General features: G+C 72.2%; 13 protein-coding genes. 5 read left to right on the top strand and 8 right to left on the bottom strand.

The window, feature by feature from the left end; translation table 11 throughout:
* Positions 1–158: 158 nt before the first annotated feature.
* Positions 159–515, bottom strand: coding sequence for an iron-sulfur cluster assembly accessory protein (locus ACH4D3_RS40915; RefSeq protein WP_386910004.1), 357 nt, complete (start codon positions 513–515; stop codon positions 159–161).
* A 274-nt stretch (positions 516–789) separates the two neighbouring features.
* Between ACH4D3_RS40915 and nadA the strand changes: the two genes are divergently transcribed.
* Positions 790–1,974: a quinolinate synthase NadA gene (gene nadA, locus ACH4D3_RS40910; RefSeq protein WP_109032094.1), complete on the top strand. Its 1,185-nt coding sequence runs from the start codon at positions 790–792 to the stop codon at positions 1,972–1,974.
* 77 nt (positions 1,975–2,051) lie between these two features.
* Here nadA and ACH4D3_RS40905 read toward each other — a convergent pair whose 3' ends face one another.
* The 5 genes from ACH4D3_RS40905 to ACH4D3_RS40885 form a co-directional block, all read right to left on the bottom strand.
* A complete protein-coding gene (locus ACH4D3_RS40905; RefSeq protein WP_398332838.1) occupies positions 2,052–5,177 on the bottom strand; it encodes an efflux RND transporter permease subunit in 3,126 nt (1,041 codons plus the stop codon).
* A 179-nt stretch (positions 5,178–5,356) separates the two neighbouring features.
* Positions 5,357–6,040, bottom strand: coding sequence for a response regulator (locus ACH4D3_RS40900; protein WP_398332837.1), 684 nt, complete (start codon positions 6,038–6,040; stop codon positions 5,357–5,359).
* Entirely contained in the window at positions 6,037–7,287 is a 1,251-nt protein-coding gene (locus tag ACH4D3_RS40895; RefSeq protein ID WP_398332836.1) for a sensor histidine kinase, read from the bottom strand. Before ACH4D3_RS40895 ends, ACH4D3_RS40900 begins: the two co-directional genes overlap by 4 nt.
* 181 nt (positions 7,288–7,468) lie before the next feature.
* Positions 7,469–7,753, bottom strand: coding sequence for a hypothetical protein (locus ACH4D3_RS40890; protein ID WP_003976649.1), 285 nt, complete (start codon positions 7,751–7,753; stop codon positions 7,469–7,471).
* Between the two features lie 21 nt (positions 7,754–7,774).
* A complete protein-coding gene (locus tag ACH4D3_RS40885) occupies positions 7,775–8,572 on the bottom strand; it encodes a PspA/IM30 family protein (protein ID WP_398332835.1) in 798 nt (265 codons plus the stop codon).
* 244 nt (positions 8,573–8,816) lie between these two features.
* Between ACH4D3_RS40885 and ACH4D3_RS40880 the strand changes: the two genes are divergently transcribed.
* The 3 genes from ACH4D3_RS40880 (at position 8,817) to ACH4D3_RS40870 (ending at position 11,465) form a co-directional block, all read left to right on the top strand.
* A complete protein-coding gene (locus ACH4D3_RS40880; protein ID WP_398332839.1) occupies positions 8,817–9,494 on the top strand; it encodes a DUF3043 domain-containing protein in 678 nt (225 codons plus the stop codon).
* A gap of 83 nt (positions 9,495–9,577) precedes the next feature.
* On the top strand, positions 9,578–10,279 hold the full coding sequence (locus tag ACH4D3_RS40875) for a class I SAM-dependent methyltransferase (RefSeq protein WP_398332834.1): 702 nt from the start codon (positions 9,578–9,580) through the stop codon (positions 10,277–10,279).
* A gap of 94 nt (positions 10,280–10,373) precedes the next feature.
* Positions 10,374–11,465: a S1C family serine protease gene (locus tag ACH4D3_RS40870; RefSeq protein ID WP_398332833.1), complete on the top strand. Its 1,092-nt coding sequence runs from the start codon at positions 10,374–10,376 to the stop codon at positions 11,463–11,465.
* A gap of 41 nt (positions 11,466–11,506) precedes the next feature.
* Here the strand turns inward: ACH4D3_RS40870 and ACH4D3_RS40865 are convergent, their stop codons facing one another.
* On the bottom strand, positions 11,507–11,755 hold the full coding sequence (locus ACH4D3_RS40865; protein ID WP_356866027.1) for a hypothetical protein: 249 nt from the start codon (positions 11,753–11,755) through the stop codon (positions 11,507–11,509).
* A 208-nt stretch (positions 11,756–11,963) separates the two neighbouring features.
* Here ACH4D3_RS40865 and ACH4D3_RS40860 point away from each other — a divergent pair, with 208 nt between their 5' ends.
* On the top strand, positions 11,964–13,163 hold the full coding sequence (locus tag ACH4D3_RS40860; protein WP_398332832.1) for a bifunctional adenosylcobinamide kinase/adenosylcobinamide-phosphate guanylyltransferase: 1,200 nt from the start codon (positions 11,964–11,966) through the stop codon (positions 13,161–13,163).
* Here ACH4D3_RS40860 and ACH4D3_RS40855 read toward each other — a convergent pair.
* Positions 13,152–13,913, bottom strand: coding sequence for a class I SAM-dependent methyltransferase (locus ACH4D3_RS40855; protein ID WP_398332831.1), 762 nt, complete (start codon positions 13,911–13,913; stop codon positions 13,152–13,154). The genes ACH4D3_RS40860 and ACH4D3_RS40855 overlap by 12 nt on opposite strands.
* Between the last annotated feature and the right edge of the window lie 58 nt (positions 13,914–13,971).

The raw sequence follows: 13,971 nt of genomic DNA, 5'->3' as shown, positions 1-13,971 counted from the left end.
GGGGGGCGGGGGGGGTGCGCGGGGCGGGCGGGGGTGGGGCGCCCCGCGGGGGGGGGTTCCAGTCGGGGGGGGGCCCGGGGCACCCCCCCGCCCCCCCCGCCCTTCTCGCGCACTCGGGTGCGGCGCGACTCGGCCGGCCAGCCGTCAGCCGTCAGCCGTCAGCTGAAGGAGTCGCCGCAGGCGCAGGAGCCGGTCGCGTTCGGGTTGTCGATCGTGAAGCCCTGCTTCTCGATGCTGTCCACGAAGTCGACGGTGGCACCGCCCAGGTACGGGGCGCTCATGCGGTCGGTGGTGACCTTGACGCCGCCGAAGTCCTTGACCACGTCGCCGTCGAGGGAACGCTCGTCGAAGAAGAGCTGGTAACGCAGGCCGGAGCAGCCGCCGGGCTGGACGGCGACGCGCAGCGCCAAGTCGTCGCGGCCTTCCTGGTCGAGCAGGGCCTTGACCTTGGCCGCGGCGGCGTCGGTCAGGATGATGCCGTCGGTGACGGTGGTGGTCTCGTCCGATACGGACATCTACATCTCTCCCGGGTTGTACGGAGACTGCTTGCCGACGGTTCAACCGACGGAGCCGCGGATTCATTCCGGGCGGGACCGAGTCTTTGTCCTCGGCGTTCCCTTCATGCTCGCACATGCCCGCACAGAGGGTCAGCGGCTGTGGAAGGCCGCCCGGGCACCGGGATTCATGTCACACCGACACTATGGGCATCGTCAAAGTGACGTGAACCGGTTATGATATATAGCGTCAGTTCGACGAAAAGGGTCGACGAAAGTAGAAAGGGTGCGTGTCGTGACCACCGCCCAAACCCAGGAGCTCGACGTACAGCCGACGCCCCTCGCCCTGCTGCTGCTCGGCCGCGAGGCCGACCCGAGGAGCGAGCGCGGTGTGGAGTGTCCCGGTGACCTGCCCTCGCCCTCCGACCCGGACCTGGTCGCACGCGCCCGTGCGGCCAAGGAGAAGCTCGGTGACAAGGTCTTCGTGCTCGGTCACCACTACCAGCGCGACGAGGTCATCCAGTTCGCCGATGTCACGGGCGACTCCTTCAAGCTGGCCCGGGACGCGGCGGCGCGCCCGGAGGCCGAGTACATCGTCTTCTGCGGTGTGCACTTCATGGCGGAGTCGGCCGACATCCTGACCTCGAACGACCAGAAGGTGGTCCTGCCCGACCTGGCGGCCGGATGCTCCATGGCCGACATGGCCACGGCCGAGCAGGTCGCCGAGTGCTGGGACGTGCTGACCGAGGCCGGGATCGCCGAGCAGGTCGTGCCGGTGTCGTACATGAACTCGTCGGCGGACATCAAGGCGTTCACCGGCAAGCACGGCGGCACCATCTGCACCTCCTCCAACGCCGAGCGCGCCCTGAACTGGGCGTTCGAGCAGGGCGAGAAGGTCCTCTTCCTGCCCGACCAGCACCTGGGCCGCAACACCGCGGTGCGGGACCTGGGCATGTCCCTGGAGGACTGCGTCGTCTACAACCCGCACCGGCCGAACGGCGGGCTGACGGCGCAGGAGCTGCGCGACGCGAAGATGATCCTGTGGCGGGGCCACTGCTCGGTGCACGGCCGCTTCAGCCTCGACTCGGTCAACGACGTGCGCGAGCGCATACCGGGCGTGAACGTCCTGGTGCACCCGGAGTGCAAGCACGAGGTCGTCGCCGCCGCGGACTACGTCGGCTCGACCGAGTACATCATCAAGGCCCTGGAGGCGGCCCCGGCCGGTTCCAAGTGGGCCATCGGCACCGAGCTGAACCTGGTCCGCCGTTTGGCGAACCGTTTCGCCGCCGAGGACAAGGAGATCGTCTTCCTCGACAAGACGGTCTGCTTCTGCTCGACCATGAACCGCATCGACCTCCCGCACCTGGTCTGGACGCTGGAGTCCCTCGCCGAGGGCACCCTGGTCAACCGCATCGAGGTGGACCAGGAGACGGAGGCGTTCGCGAAGCTGGCCCTGGAGCGCATGCTGGCGCTGCCGTAGGCGGTTCTCGCAGCGGCAGAGCAGGAGGGTGTCCCCACCGAGCGGTGGGGACACCCTCCTGCGTTCAGCCGCCGCCGTCAGACCTGCGCCGGCTCCGGCTCGTCCGACGCCGCCGGCTGCGGCGGTACGTCGCCGCCGCCCTTCTTCGCGGCCCGCTTCTTCGCGCGGCGCTCCTTGCGGAGCTCCAGCATCGCGTAGAGGGTCGGGACCAGGAGGAGGGTCAGCAGGGTCGACGTGATCAGACCGCCGATGACGACCACTGCCAGCGGCTGGGCGATGAAGCCGCCCTCGCCGGTGACGCCCAGCGCCATCGGGAGCAGGGCGAAGATCGTCGCCAGGGCCGTCATGAGGATGGGGCGCAGCCGGTGGCGGCCGCCCTCGACGACGGCCTCGACGACGCCGTAGCCCTGCTTGCGGTACTGGTTGATCAGGTCGATCAGCACGATCGCGTTGGTGACCACGATGCCGATCAGCATCAGCATGCCGATCATCGCCGGGACGCCCATCGGAGTGCCCGTGGCGATCAGCAGGCCGATCGCGCCGGTCGCCGCGAACGGGATGGACACCAGCAGGATCAGCGGCTGGGCCAGCGACCGGAAGGTACCCACCAGCAGCATGAAGACGATGGCGATCGCCGCGAGCATGGCCAGGCCCAGGTTGACGAAGGCCTCGTCCTGGTCCGCGGTGACGCCGCCGATCTCGGCGGTGGCGCCGGCCGGCAGGTCCAGCCCGTTGATCTTCGACTGGAGGTCGGTGCTGACCGCGCCGGTGTTGTCGCCGGTCGGCTTGGCGGTGATGGTCGCCGCGCGCTGGCCGTCGATGCGGGTCATCGAGACCGGGCCGTCCACCAGCCGCACGGTGGCGATGTCGCCGAGCTTGGCCGCGCCCAGGTTCAGCGCCTTCAGCTCGGCCATCGTCCGGGCGGGCTGCGCCGACTTGATGACGACGTCGCGCTCGGTGTCGTCCAGGGTCGCCTTGGCCGCCGGGGTGCCGCGCACCGCCTGGGCGACGGCCGCGCCGAGCGTCTGGTCGGTGAACCCGGCGTCGGCGGCCTTCGCGTTGGCCTTGACCGAGATGCGCGGCACGCTCTGCGCCAGGTCGCTGGTGACGTCGGTGACGTCGTCGAGGTCCGCGACGGTCTTGCGGACCTGCTCGGCGGCGTCGCGGAGCACCTGCGCGTCGGCCGCCTTGACGACGACGCTCAGGTCCTGGGCGCCGAAGCCGTCACCGGCGGCGATCGTGGTGGTGCCGATGCCGTCGCCGAGCTTCGCCAGCCCGTCCTCGATGTGGTCCTGGACGTCGTCGTAGGACGCCGAGTCCTCCAGCATGATCTGGTAGGAGGCCTGGTTGGTGTCCGTGCCGCCGCCGAAGGCGGCCATGAACCCGGACGAACCGATGGTGACCTGGTAGTCCTTGACGCCCTCGGTGTCGCCGAGCAGCTTCTCGACCTTCTTCACCTGCTCGTCGGTCGCGCCGAGGCTGGTGCCGGGCTTCAGCTCCTGCTTGACGCTGAGGACCTCCTGCTCGCCCTGGTCGAAGAAGTTGGTCTTCAGCAGCGGCGCCATGCCGAAGGTGCCGACCAGGACGACGATCGCGATGGCCACACTGGTCAGGCGGCGGCGGGTGGCGAAGCGCAGCACGGGGACGTAGAAGCGCTGGAGGCGGCTCTTGGCCTCCTTCTCCTCGGCCAGCCTGCGGGCCTCGGCCGCGTCCTCCGGAGTGCCCTTCGGGGGCCGCAGGAACCAGTACGACAGCACCGGGACGACCGTCAGCGACACCAGCAGGGACGCCAGCAGCGCCGCGGTGACGGTGAGGCTGAAGGAGCCGAACAGCTCGCCGACCATGCCGCCGACCAGGCCGATCGGCAGGAACACGGCGACCGTGGTGAGGGTGGACGAGGTGACCGCCCCGGCGACCTCGCGGACGGCGTTCAGGATGGCGTCCTTGCGCTCCTCGCCGTAGCCGAGGTGCCGCTTGATGTTCTCCAGGACCACGATCGAGTCGTCGACGACGCGGCCGATGGCGATGGTCAGCGCGCCCAGCGTCAGCATGTTGAGCGACAGGTCGCGCGTCCACAGGACGATCAGCGCCAGCACCACCGACAGCGGGATGGAGACCGCGGTGACCAGGGTGGAGCGGATCGACGCCAGGAAGACCAGGATGACCAGGACGGCGAAGAGCAGACCGAGTCCGCCCTCCGTGGTCAGGCCGGAGATGGCCTTGGAGACGGCCGGGCCCTGGTCGCTGACGACCGTGAGGGTGGCACCGGAGCCGAGCTGCTCGCGCAGGTCGGGGAGCTTGTCCTCGACGGCGTTCGAGATGGAGACCGCGCTGCCGTCGTGGTCCATCGTCACGGCGACCGCGAGGGACGGCTTGCCGTTGGTGCGGGTGAGGGAGTCGGCCTTGGCCTCCTCCTCCTTGACGGTGGCGACGTCGCCGAGGCGGACCGGCTCGTCGACGCCCTCACCGGTGACCATCAGGTCCTGGATCTGCTTGACCGAGGTGAAGCCGCCGCCGACCTGGACGGTGCGGTTGGCGCCCGCCTCGTCGAAGGAACCGGCCGGGACGGTCGCGCCGCCCGCCTGGAGGGACTGGGCGAGCACCTGCGGGCTCACCTTGGCCGCGGCCAGCTTCGCCGGGTCCGGCGTGACGGTGACCTGGACGTCGCGGACGCCGTCGACGACGACCTGGGCGACGCCGTCGATGTCCTTCAGCTCGGAGACGACCGTCTTGTCGAGCTGGTCGGCCAGCGCCTGCTGGTCCTTGTCCGAGGTCACGGCGAGGACGACGGTCGGGATGTCGTCCGTCGAGCCGGAGATGACCTGCGGGTCCACGTCGTCCGGGAGCTGGGCGCGGGCCCGGTTCACGGCCTGCTGGACGTCGGCGACGAGCTGCTGGTTGTCCGGGCCGTAGTCGAAGGACGCCATGATGACGGCGTTGCCCTCACTGGCCGTGGAGGTGACGCCCGAGATCCCGTCGACGGCCTCCAGGCTGTCCTCGATCGGCTCGACGACCTGCTTCTCGACCACGTCCGGCGAGGCGCCCTGGTACGGAGCCAGCACGGACACCATGGGCAGTTCGATGGTGGGCAGCAGCTGCTGCTTGAGCTGGGGGATGGCGATCGCGCCGAAGGCGAGCGCGACGATCGACATCAGGCCTATCAGGGCCCGTTGCGCGAGGCTGAATCTCGACAGCCAGGACATGGATCAGGGTCTCTCTTCTGTGGCCGAGCGGGGGACGGGGCACATGGCAGCGCCGGTCGCGGGCACACAGCTGGGCGCCCACCCCAACACCCTGGGCCATGGGCGGCCCGGTATCCCTAGGTCCCAGGTCCAGTTCCTTATCCCGCGCCTACTCCCTCCGCAGTACACGCGGGTAGAGGTCACTCCACCCTTGGACGGACCAGCCCGGATTCGTAGGCGATGACGACCAGCTGGGCCCGGTCGCGGGCGCCCAGCTTGGCCATGGCCCGGTTGACGTGGGTCTTCACGGTGAGCGGGCTGACTTCCAGGCGCTCGGCGATCTCGTCGTTGGAGTGCCCGCCGGCCACCTGGACCAGGACCTCGCGCTCGCGCACGGTCAGCGACTCCAGACGCTCGGCCCGGGCCGGGTCGCGGTCCTGGTCGGCGGTGTCCTGCTGGGCGAGGAAGCGGGCGATCAGCCCCTTGGTGGCGGTCGGCGACAGCAGCGCCTCGCCCCCGGCCGCGACCCGGATCGCGCTGAGCAGTTCCTCGGGCTCCGAGCCCTTGCCGAGGAAGCCGGAGGCCCCGGCCCGCAGCGACTGCACCACGTAGTCGTCGACCTCGAAGGTGGTCAGTATGACCACGCGGACGTGGGCGAGGGACGGGTCGGCGCTGATCATGCGGGTGGCGGCGAGACCGTCCGTGCCGGGCATCCGGATGTCCATCAGCACCACGTCGGCCCGCTGCTCGGCGGCCAGCCGGGCCGCCTCCGCGCCGTCGGACGCCTCCCCCACCACCTCCATGTCGGGCTCGGAGTCGACCAGCACCCGGAAGGCGCTGCGCAGCAGCGCCTGGTCGTCGGCGAGCAGGACACGGATCGTCATGCGGGGTCCCCCGTGGCTTCGGTGGCTTCGGTGGCGGCGTCGGTGCGGCTCCTGACCGGAAGGATCGCATGCACGCGGAAACCGCCGCCGTAGCGGGGACCGGTGGTGAGGGTGCCGCGCACGGCGGTGACACGCTCGCGCATGCCGAGCAGCCCGTGTCCCCCGCCCTCGGCGGTCCCGTCGGGGGCCTCGCCCCCGGCGCTGCCGTCGTCGAGGACGGTCACCTCGATGTCCGGGCCGACCCGTACGACGCTGACCTCGGCCTTCGCCTGCCGTCCCGCGTGCTTCTGCACGTTGGTCAGCGCCTCCTGGATGATGCGGTAGGCGGCCAGGTCGACGGCGGCCGGCAGGTCGGTGCCCTGGTCGGTGCGGGCCACCTCGACCCGCAGTCCGGCGTGCTGGAAGGTGCCGACGAGTTCGTCGAGGCGGGCGAGGCCCGGGGCGGGCTCGGTCGGTGCTTCCGGATCGCCCGACTGGCGGAGCAGGCCGACGGTGGCCCGCAGCTCGTCCAGCGCGGAGCGGCTGGCCTCCCGTACGTGGGCGAGCGCCTCCTTGGCCTGGTCCGGCCGCTTGTCCATGACGTGCGAGGCGACCCCGGCCTGCACGTTGACCAGGGCGATGTGGTGGGCGACCACGTCGTGCAGGTCGCGGGCGATGCGCAGCCGTTCCTCGGCGACGCGGCGGCGCGCCTCCTCCTCCCGGGTGCGCTCGGCCTTCTCCGCCCGGTCCCGGATGGCCTGCACGAAGGCGCGGCGGCTGCGGACCGCGTCCCCGGCGGTGGCGCCGATGCCGGTCCAGGCGAAGACGGCGAGGTTCTCCTGCGCGTACCAGGGCAGCGGGCCGGCCAGCATCGCGGCGCCGGTGAGCACGGTCATGGTGAGCAGGCCGACCCGCCAGGTGGTGGGCCGGTCGGTGGAGGCGGCGACGGTGTAGAGGGCGATGACGGCCGACATGACCACCGGGGCGCGCGGGTCGCCGGTGATGCTCTCGACGACGGAGACGCAGCCGGTGACGACGAGGACCGCCATCGGCTGGCGGCGCCGGAAGGCGAGCGCGGCGGCGCCGGCCGTCATGAGGGCGAGGCTGAGCGCGTCGGGGGTGCGCAGCCCCCAGCTGACGCCCTCCGGTCCGTGCGGGTCCACGAAGGAGCCGGCGACCATGCAGACCAGGACGACCACCGCGAGGACGGTGTCCATGGCGGAGGGGTGGGCGCCGAAGACGCAGCGGGCTCTCGCGAGTGTGCTCACGGTTTTTTACGGTAGCCGGAGTGGTGGTGTCTTATGAGCGGGCCCGCATGCAGTGGGCGTTGGCTGGGGGCTGCGCCCCCAGACCCCCGCTCCGGCCCTGAACGGGCCTCGTCCTCAAGCGCCGGACGGGCTGTGACTGCCGACCTGCGTCAGCAGGCACCGGACGAACCACCCGTGTCCGTCACGCACCGCCCGGAATGAGGCCGTCGTCGCTCAGGAGCTCCTGGACCTCCTCCAGGGTGGCGTCCGGGGACGGGAGGATGAGGTCGGAGGGCTCCAGGGTGTCGTCCGGGAGGGGCTCGCCCAGTTCGCGGACCTTGGCCAGGAGGGCCTGGAGGGTCGCGCGGAAGCCGGGGCCGTCGCCGTTCTCCATCTCGGCCAGGAGTTCGTCGTCCAGCTTGTTCAGCTCACCGAGCCGGCCGTCGGCCAGCGTCAGCTGTCCCTCCCCCATGATCCGTACGATCATGTCGGCCCTCCTAGCCGTGGGCTACTGCTTGTCGAAGCGCGGGGTGTCCTGCGGCTGCTGCTGGGACTGCGACGAGGCCTCGCCCTGTCCCTGGCCGCCCTCGATGGCCTGCCGGTCGGAGGTGGGGCCCCCGGCCAGCTCGGCCTTCATCCGCTGCAGTTCCAGCTCTACATCCGTACCACCGGAGAGCCGGTCCAGCTCGGCCTGGATGTCGTCCTTGTGCATGCCGGACTGGTCGTCGAGGGCACCGGAGGCGAGCAGCTCGTCGATGGCGCCGGCCCGGGCCTGGAGCTGGGCGGTCTTGTCCTCGGCCCGCTGGATGGCCAGGCCGACGTCGCCCATCTCCTCGGAGATGCCGGAGAACGCCTCGCCGATGCGGGTCTGCGCCTGGGCCGCCGTGTAGGTGGCCTTGATGGTCTCCTTCTTCGTGCGGAAGGCGTCCACCTTGGCCTGGAGGCGCTGGGCCGCAAGGGTGAGCTTCTCCTCCTCGCCCTGGAGGGTGGCGTGCTGCGTCTCCAGGTCGGTGACCTGCTGCTGGAGCGCGGCGCGCCGGGAGAGCGCCTCGCGGGCCAGGTCCTCGCGGCCCAGCGCCAGCGCCTTGCGGCCCTGGTCCTCCAGCTTGCCCGACTGGGACTGGAGCTGGTTGAGCTGCAGCTCAAGTCGCTTGCGGCTGGTCGCCACGTCGGCGACGCCGCGGCGCACCTTCTGCAGCAGCTCCAGCTGTTTCTGGTACGAGTAATCGAGGGTTTCGCGCGGGTCCTCGGCCCGGTCAAGGGCCTTGTTGGCCTTCGCGCGGAAGATCATCCCCATACGCTTCATGACACCGCTCATGGGCTTCGCGCGCCCCCTTCTGACCGACTCCAGCTCCAGCGACTGCAACAGAACCCACAGTACGGGCCCTGCATCCATTACCGCACTGTTCGGGGACGGATGCGCTCATCCCCAAGGACGACTGCGTACGTTCCCCGTCCGGCGCAGGGAGTAGGTGCTCCCCGGGTTGTCCGGAAAATCCCGGTGTCCGGGGCTGTACGCGACATCCGCTCCGTACATCCGCTCTGTCCCCATACAGACGACCGGCGTTGCCGGATCGTTCCCCACCGGACTGGGGTCCACACCCCCGCACCCCGTACCCTTGGGTTTTGTGTTCCGTAGCCGTGCCAAGGATGAGAAGGCCCAGAGCGCCGACAGCGCGCAGGTGACCGACTCCAAGCAGCCCCGTGACCCGCAGGCCCCGAAGGGCAGGCCCACACCCAAGCGCAGTGTGGCCCAGTCCCAGCGCCGCAGCGTCGCCAATACGCCGATGACCCGCAAGGACGCCGCCAAGCGGCAGCGCGAGGAGCGGCGGACCGCGATGGCCCGGCAGCGCGAGGCGCTGGCCAAGGGCGACGAGCGGTACCTGCCGGCCCGCGACAAGGGCCCGGTCCGCAAGTTCGCGCGCGACTTCGTCGACTCGCGGTTCAACATCGCGGAGTACTTCCTGCCGATGGCCGTGGTCATCCTCGTGCTGAGCATGATCCGGGTGGCGTCGCTGCAGAACGTCGCGCTGCTGCTGTGGCTGGTCGTGATCGTGCTGATCGTGCTGGACTCGATCGTCACCGGCTTCCGGCTGAAGAAGCGGCTCGCGGAGCGCTTCCCGGACGAGCGCCGCCGCGGCGCGGTCGCGTACGCGCTGATGCGCTCGCTCCAGATGCGCCGGCTGCGGCTGCCCAAGCCCCAGGTCAAGCGCGGGGAGCGGCCCTGAGCACGACGCCGTTCACCGAGGGCGCGGCCGAGGCCTGGACAGCGGGACTGTCCGGGCTTCGCAACGTCGTACGGCAGGAGCTGGTGGCCCGGCAGCTGGACGAGCAGATAGCCGGGCGCTTCGCGGTGGGCAGGCGGCTTCGGGTCCTCGACGTCGGAATGGGCCAGGGCACCCAGGCGCTGCGGCTGGCACGGGCCGGGCATCAGGTGACCGGCGTGGAGCGGGACGCGACGATGATCGCCGCCGCGCGTGACGCCCTGGCCGGCCAGCCCGAGGGCATCCGGGAGCGGATGCGGATCGTCGAGGGCGACGGCCGGGACACCGGTGTGCACTTCCTGCCGGGCAGCTTCGACGTGGTGCTGTGCCACGGCGTGCTCATGTACGTAGAGGAGCCCGACCCGCTGCTGGCGGGACTCGCCAGGATGCTCGCACCCGGCGGCCTGCTGTCGCTCGTGGTGCGCAACGGCGACGCGCTCGCGCTGCGCCCCGGCCTGCACGGCGACTGGCCGGGCGCGCTGGCCGCCTTCGACACCACGAACTACCGCAACCGCCTGGGCCTGGACGTCCGCGCGGACCGGCTGGCGACGCTGACGGCGAAGCTGGCGGGCATCGGCGCGCCGCTGCACACCTGGTACGGCGTGCGGGTCTTCACGGACACGGCGCCCGACGGGGCCGCGCCCCCCGCCGACCTCGACGCCCTGCTGGCCGCCGAGGAGCGGGCCGGCCGGACGGACCCGTACCGCTCGGTCGCGGCGCTGCTGCACCTGTGCGGGGTGCGCGGCTAGCCGCGCACCCCCGCCACCACCACCCGCCCGCCCGCGGCGCCCGTTCGGGTGTGCACCGGGCGCCGGGCGCCGGGGACGCGGTGAGACTCGGGCCATGGACACTTCCCGCACCCGTCTGCGCCGTCTGCTCGCTCCGCTGGCCGTACCGGCCTGCGCCGCCCTGCTGCTCGCGACCGGCTGTTCCGGCGCCGGTCAGGGGCCCGACGAGGGTTCGGGGAGCGCACGGGAGGGCGACACGGCGCAGGCCGCGGCACCGCGCGCGGCCAGTGAGCTGGAGGCCGACTACGAGCGGGTGATCAAGGACGTGCTGCCGTCGGTCGTACAGCTCCAGGCGGGCGACTCCCTGGGGTCGGGGGTCGTGTACGACGACAAGGGACACGTCGTCACCAACGCGCACGTCGTCGGGGACGCCAAGTCCTTCCGGGTGACGACGGCCCGCGCCGAGGGCGCCCTGACCGCGAAGCTGGTCTCGTCCTACCCGGAGCAGGACCTGGCGGTCATCAAGCTCGACAAGGTGCCCGAGGGCATGAAGGCAGCCCGCTTCGCGGACTCCGCGAAGGTCGAGGTGGGGCAGATCGTGCTGGCGATGGGCTCGCCGCTCGGCCTGTCCTCCAGCGTGACGCAGGGCATCGTGTCGGCGACCGGGCGCACCGTGACGGAGGGCAGCAGCGGCGGCGGCACGGGCGCGACCATCGCCAACATGGTGCAGACGTCGGCGGCCATCAACCCGGGCAACAGCGGGGGCGCCCTGGTGAACCTGGACGGGCAGGTGATCGGCATCCCGACGCTGGCGGCGACCGATCCGGGCCTCGGCGACAGCGCGGCGCCCGGCATCGGGTTCGCGATCCCGGCGTCGATGGTGACGACGGTGGCCGGGCAGATCGTCAGGGACGGCAAGGTCACCGACTCGGGCCGGGCCGCACTGGGCATCACCGCCCGTACGGTCGTGGACGACAGCTACCGCCCGGCCGGGGTCGCCGTCGTCGAGGTGACCGACGGCGGGCCCGCCGACGACGCCGGTCTGCGCCCCGGCGACGTCCTCGTCCAGCTCGGGGACACGGACATCACCACCATCACCTCGCTGTCCGAGGCGCTGGCGTCGATGCGGCCGGGCGACCGGACGAAGGTGACGTACACCCGGGACGGCAAGGAGCACACGGCCGAGGTGACGCTAGGCGAGCAGTGAGAGGGCGGGGGTGGGACCGCCCCCGCCCCCGCCCCCGGGCCTCAGGCCTCGGTCCCCGCCTCGGCCTCGGCGTCGGCCTCCGCCTCCTCGGCGTGCAGGCTCATCGGGCCGTAGATCTCGGTGGAGTCCTCGAAGAGCCGCACCTGGTCGGTGCCGCCCGCCTGGAGGTCCTTCCACTGCTCCCCGATCCAGGACTCGGCGTCCCCTTGCGTGGTGAACTCCTCGGGCTGCACCGCGGGCTGGACCTCCGTCCCGTCGGCCGTCTCGAACCGCCACGTCCATGCCGCCATGTACGCCTCCAAGATGTCAGCACGTGCAGAGCGGAAGCCGGATCTTGATCCGCCCTCCGCCCGCAGCCTATGCGCTGGACCGGGCGCACCGTAGAAGGCCCGGGGAGAAGGCCCCGGCGGGGGACTGCGGGGACGGGAAGGCTCACGGCACCCGCCCCTCGGGGGACTCGGGCGCGCATGTCGCCGGGCGACCGGCGAAAATCGGTGCGTGGACGTGACTCTGCTCGGCACCGGTGCCCCCGCGGGACTCCCCCGCCCCGACTGTCCCTGCGCGGCCTGTGCCGCGGCACAGGGCGAGGACGCGCGTGCGGCGACCGCGCTGCTGGTGGACGGCGCCCTGCTGCTCGACCTGACGCCCGGCGCCGCGTTCGCCGCCGCGCGGGCCGGGCACTCCCTGGCGGGCGTACGGCAGGTGCTGCTCTCGCACCCGCACGACGGCCCCGCCGTGGAGGTGCCGGCCGGGCTGCCGCAGCCGGGCCGGGTGCCGGACGGCCGGGAGCTGGCGCTGCTGACGGGGCACCGGGTGCGGGCGGTGGCGCTGGACGCGCCGGGCACGGGATACGCCGTGACGGGACCCGACGGCCGGCGGCTCCTCTACGTGCCGCCGGGCGGCGCCCCGGCGGGCCTGGAGGAGCCCGCGGAGCCGTACGACCTGGTCCTCGCGGACGTCGTGGGGCGGCCGGACGCGCTGGCGCGGCTGCGGGCGGTGGGAGCGGCGGGTCCGACGACGGACGTCGTCGCCGTCCACCTGGACCACGACGTGCCGCCGGGCCGGGAGCTGGCGCGGCGGCTCGCGGCGGCGGGCGCACGGGCGGTGCCGGACGGCACGACGTTGACGGTGGGCTCGTACGAGGACGTGCCCGACGTCCCGCGGCGCACCCTGGTCCTGGGCGGTGCCCGGTCGGGCAAGTCGGTGGAGGCGGAACGCCGCCTCGAACCCTTCCCCGACGTCCTCTACGTGGCCACCGGCGGCTCCCGCAACGGCGACACCGAATGGGCGGCCCGGGTCGGCGCGCACCGGGAACGCCGCCCCGGTTCGTGGCGGACCGCCGAGACCTGCGACCTGGTCCCCCTCCTGAAGGACGAGGGCCCGCCCCTGCTCGTCGACTGCCTGTCCCTGTGGCTGACGGACGCGATGGACGCGGTCGGCGCCTGGGACGACGAGGAGTGGGCCGACGGCGGCGAACGGGCGCTGAGGGACCGGGTGCGGGAACTGACCCGGGCGGTCCGCGGCACCCGCCGCACGCTGGTGGCGGTGTCGAACGAGGTCGGTTCCGGCATCGTCCCGGCCACGGCGTCCGGCCGCCGCTACCGCGACGAACTCGGCCGCCTGAACGCGGCGTTCGCGGCCGAGTGCGAGCAGGTGCTGCTGGTGGTGGCGGGCCAGGCGCTGGTGCTACGGGGCTGAGCCGTCCTTGCGCGCGACGACGCGGTGCCCCCGGTCGCCCGTCAGGACCGTGCAGCCCTGGGCCACGAGTTCGGCGCCCAGTCCGACGGGGTGGACGGGCAGCAGGCGCCGCGGGTCGGCCACGTCGACGAGCAGATGCCCGCCGGGCCGCAGCACCCGCAGCGCGCCCCGCAGTTCCGCCCGCGGGTCCACCACCCGCTCCAGGTACTGGAAGAGGCTCACGACGTCGTAGCGTTCCCGCAGCCGGGCCGCGATGTGCGGATCGGTCAGCCGCCCGACGAACGCCTCCTCGACCCGCTCGACGGCGCGGGCCCGCAGCACGCGGTGGGTGGCGTCCAGGCCGTCGAACGCGGTGTACGGGAAGTGCGTACGGGCGGTCCGGGGGAACTCGGCGTCGCCGGTGCCGACGTCCAGCCAGCTCTCGGGCTCGGGACAGTGGCGGTACAGCGCACGGGCGGCCAGCCGGTGTCTGAGCCGGACACCGGCCCGGACCAGAAGATGCTCCGGACCAGGGGTGAGCGGCGAGTTCCGGAAGACGTGGCGGCAGTCCACGCACCGCTCGACCGGAGACCGGTGGGGTGCCCCCTGCCGCGGCCCGGCACCGCGCGGCCGGGCCCGCAGCCGCCGCGAGCCGCACCAGGGGCAGTCCTCGCGGTACGGCCCGTACGGGGGGACGGGAGGCACCGAGGGGGCGGAGATTCCGGACACGAGCGGCTCCCGACACGAGACGTACGCGGGCACATAAGACATTCCAGGCAAAACGTTACGTAGGTGAGCGCTGTCCGTGCCGCAACGACGCCGCCCGGAC

The organism is Streptomyces sp. NPDC018026 (assembly GCF_044327745.1).
Taxonomy (GTDB): domain Bacteria; phylum Actinomycetota; class Actinomycetes; order Streptomycetales; family Streptomycetaceae; genus Streptomyces; species Streptomyces rubrogriseus.
This window is presented reverse-complemented; position numbering and strand designations above follow the sequence as displayed.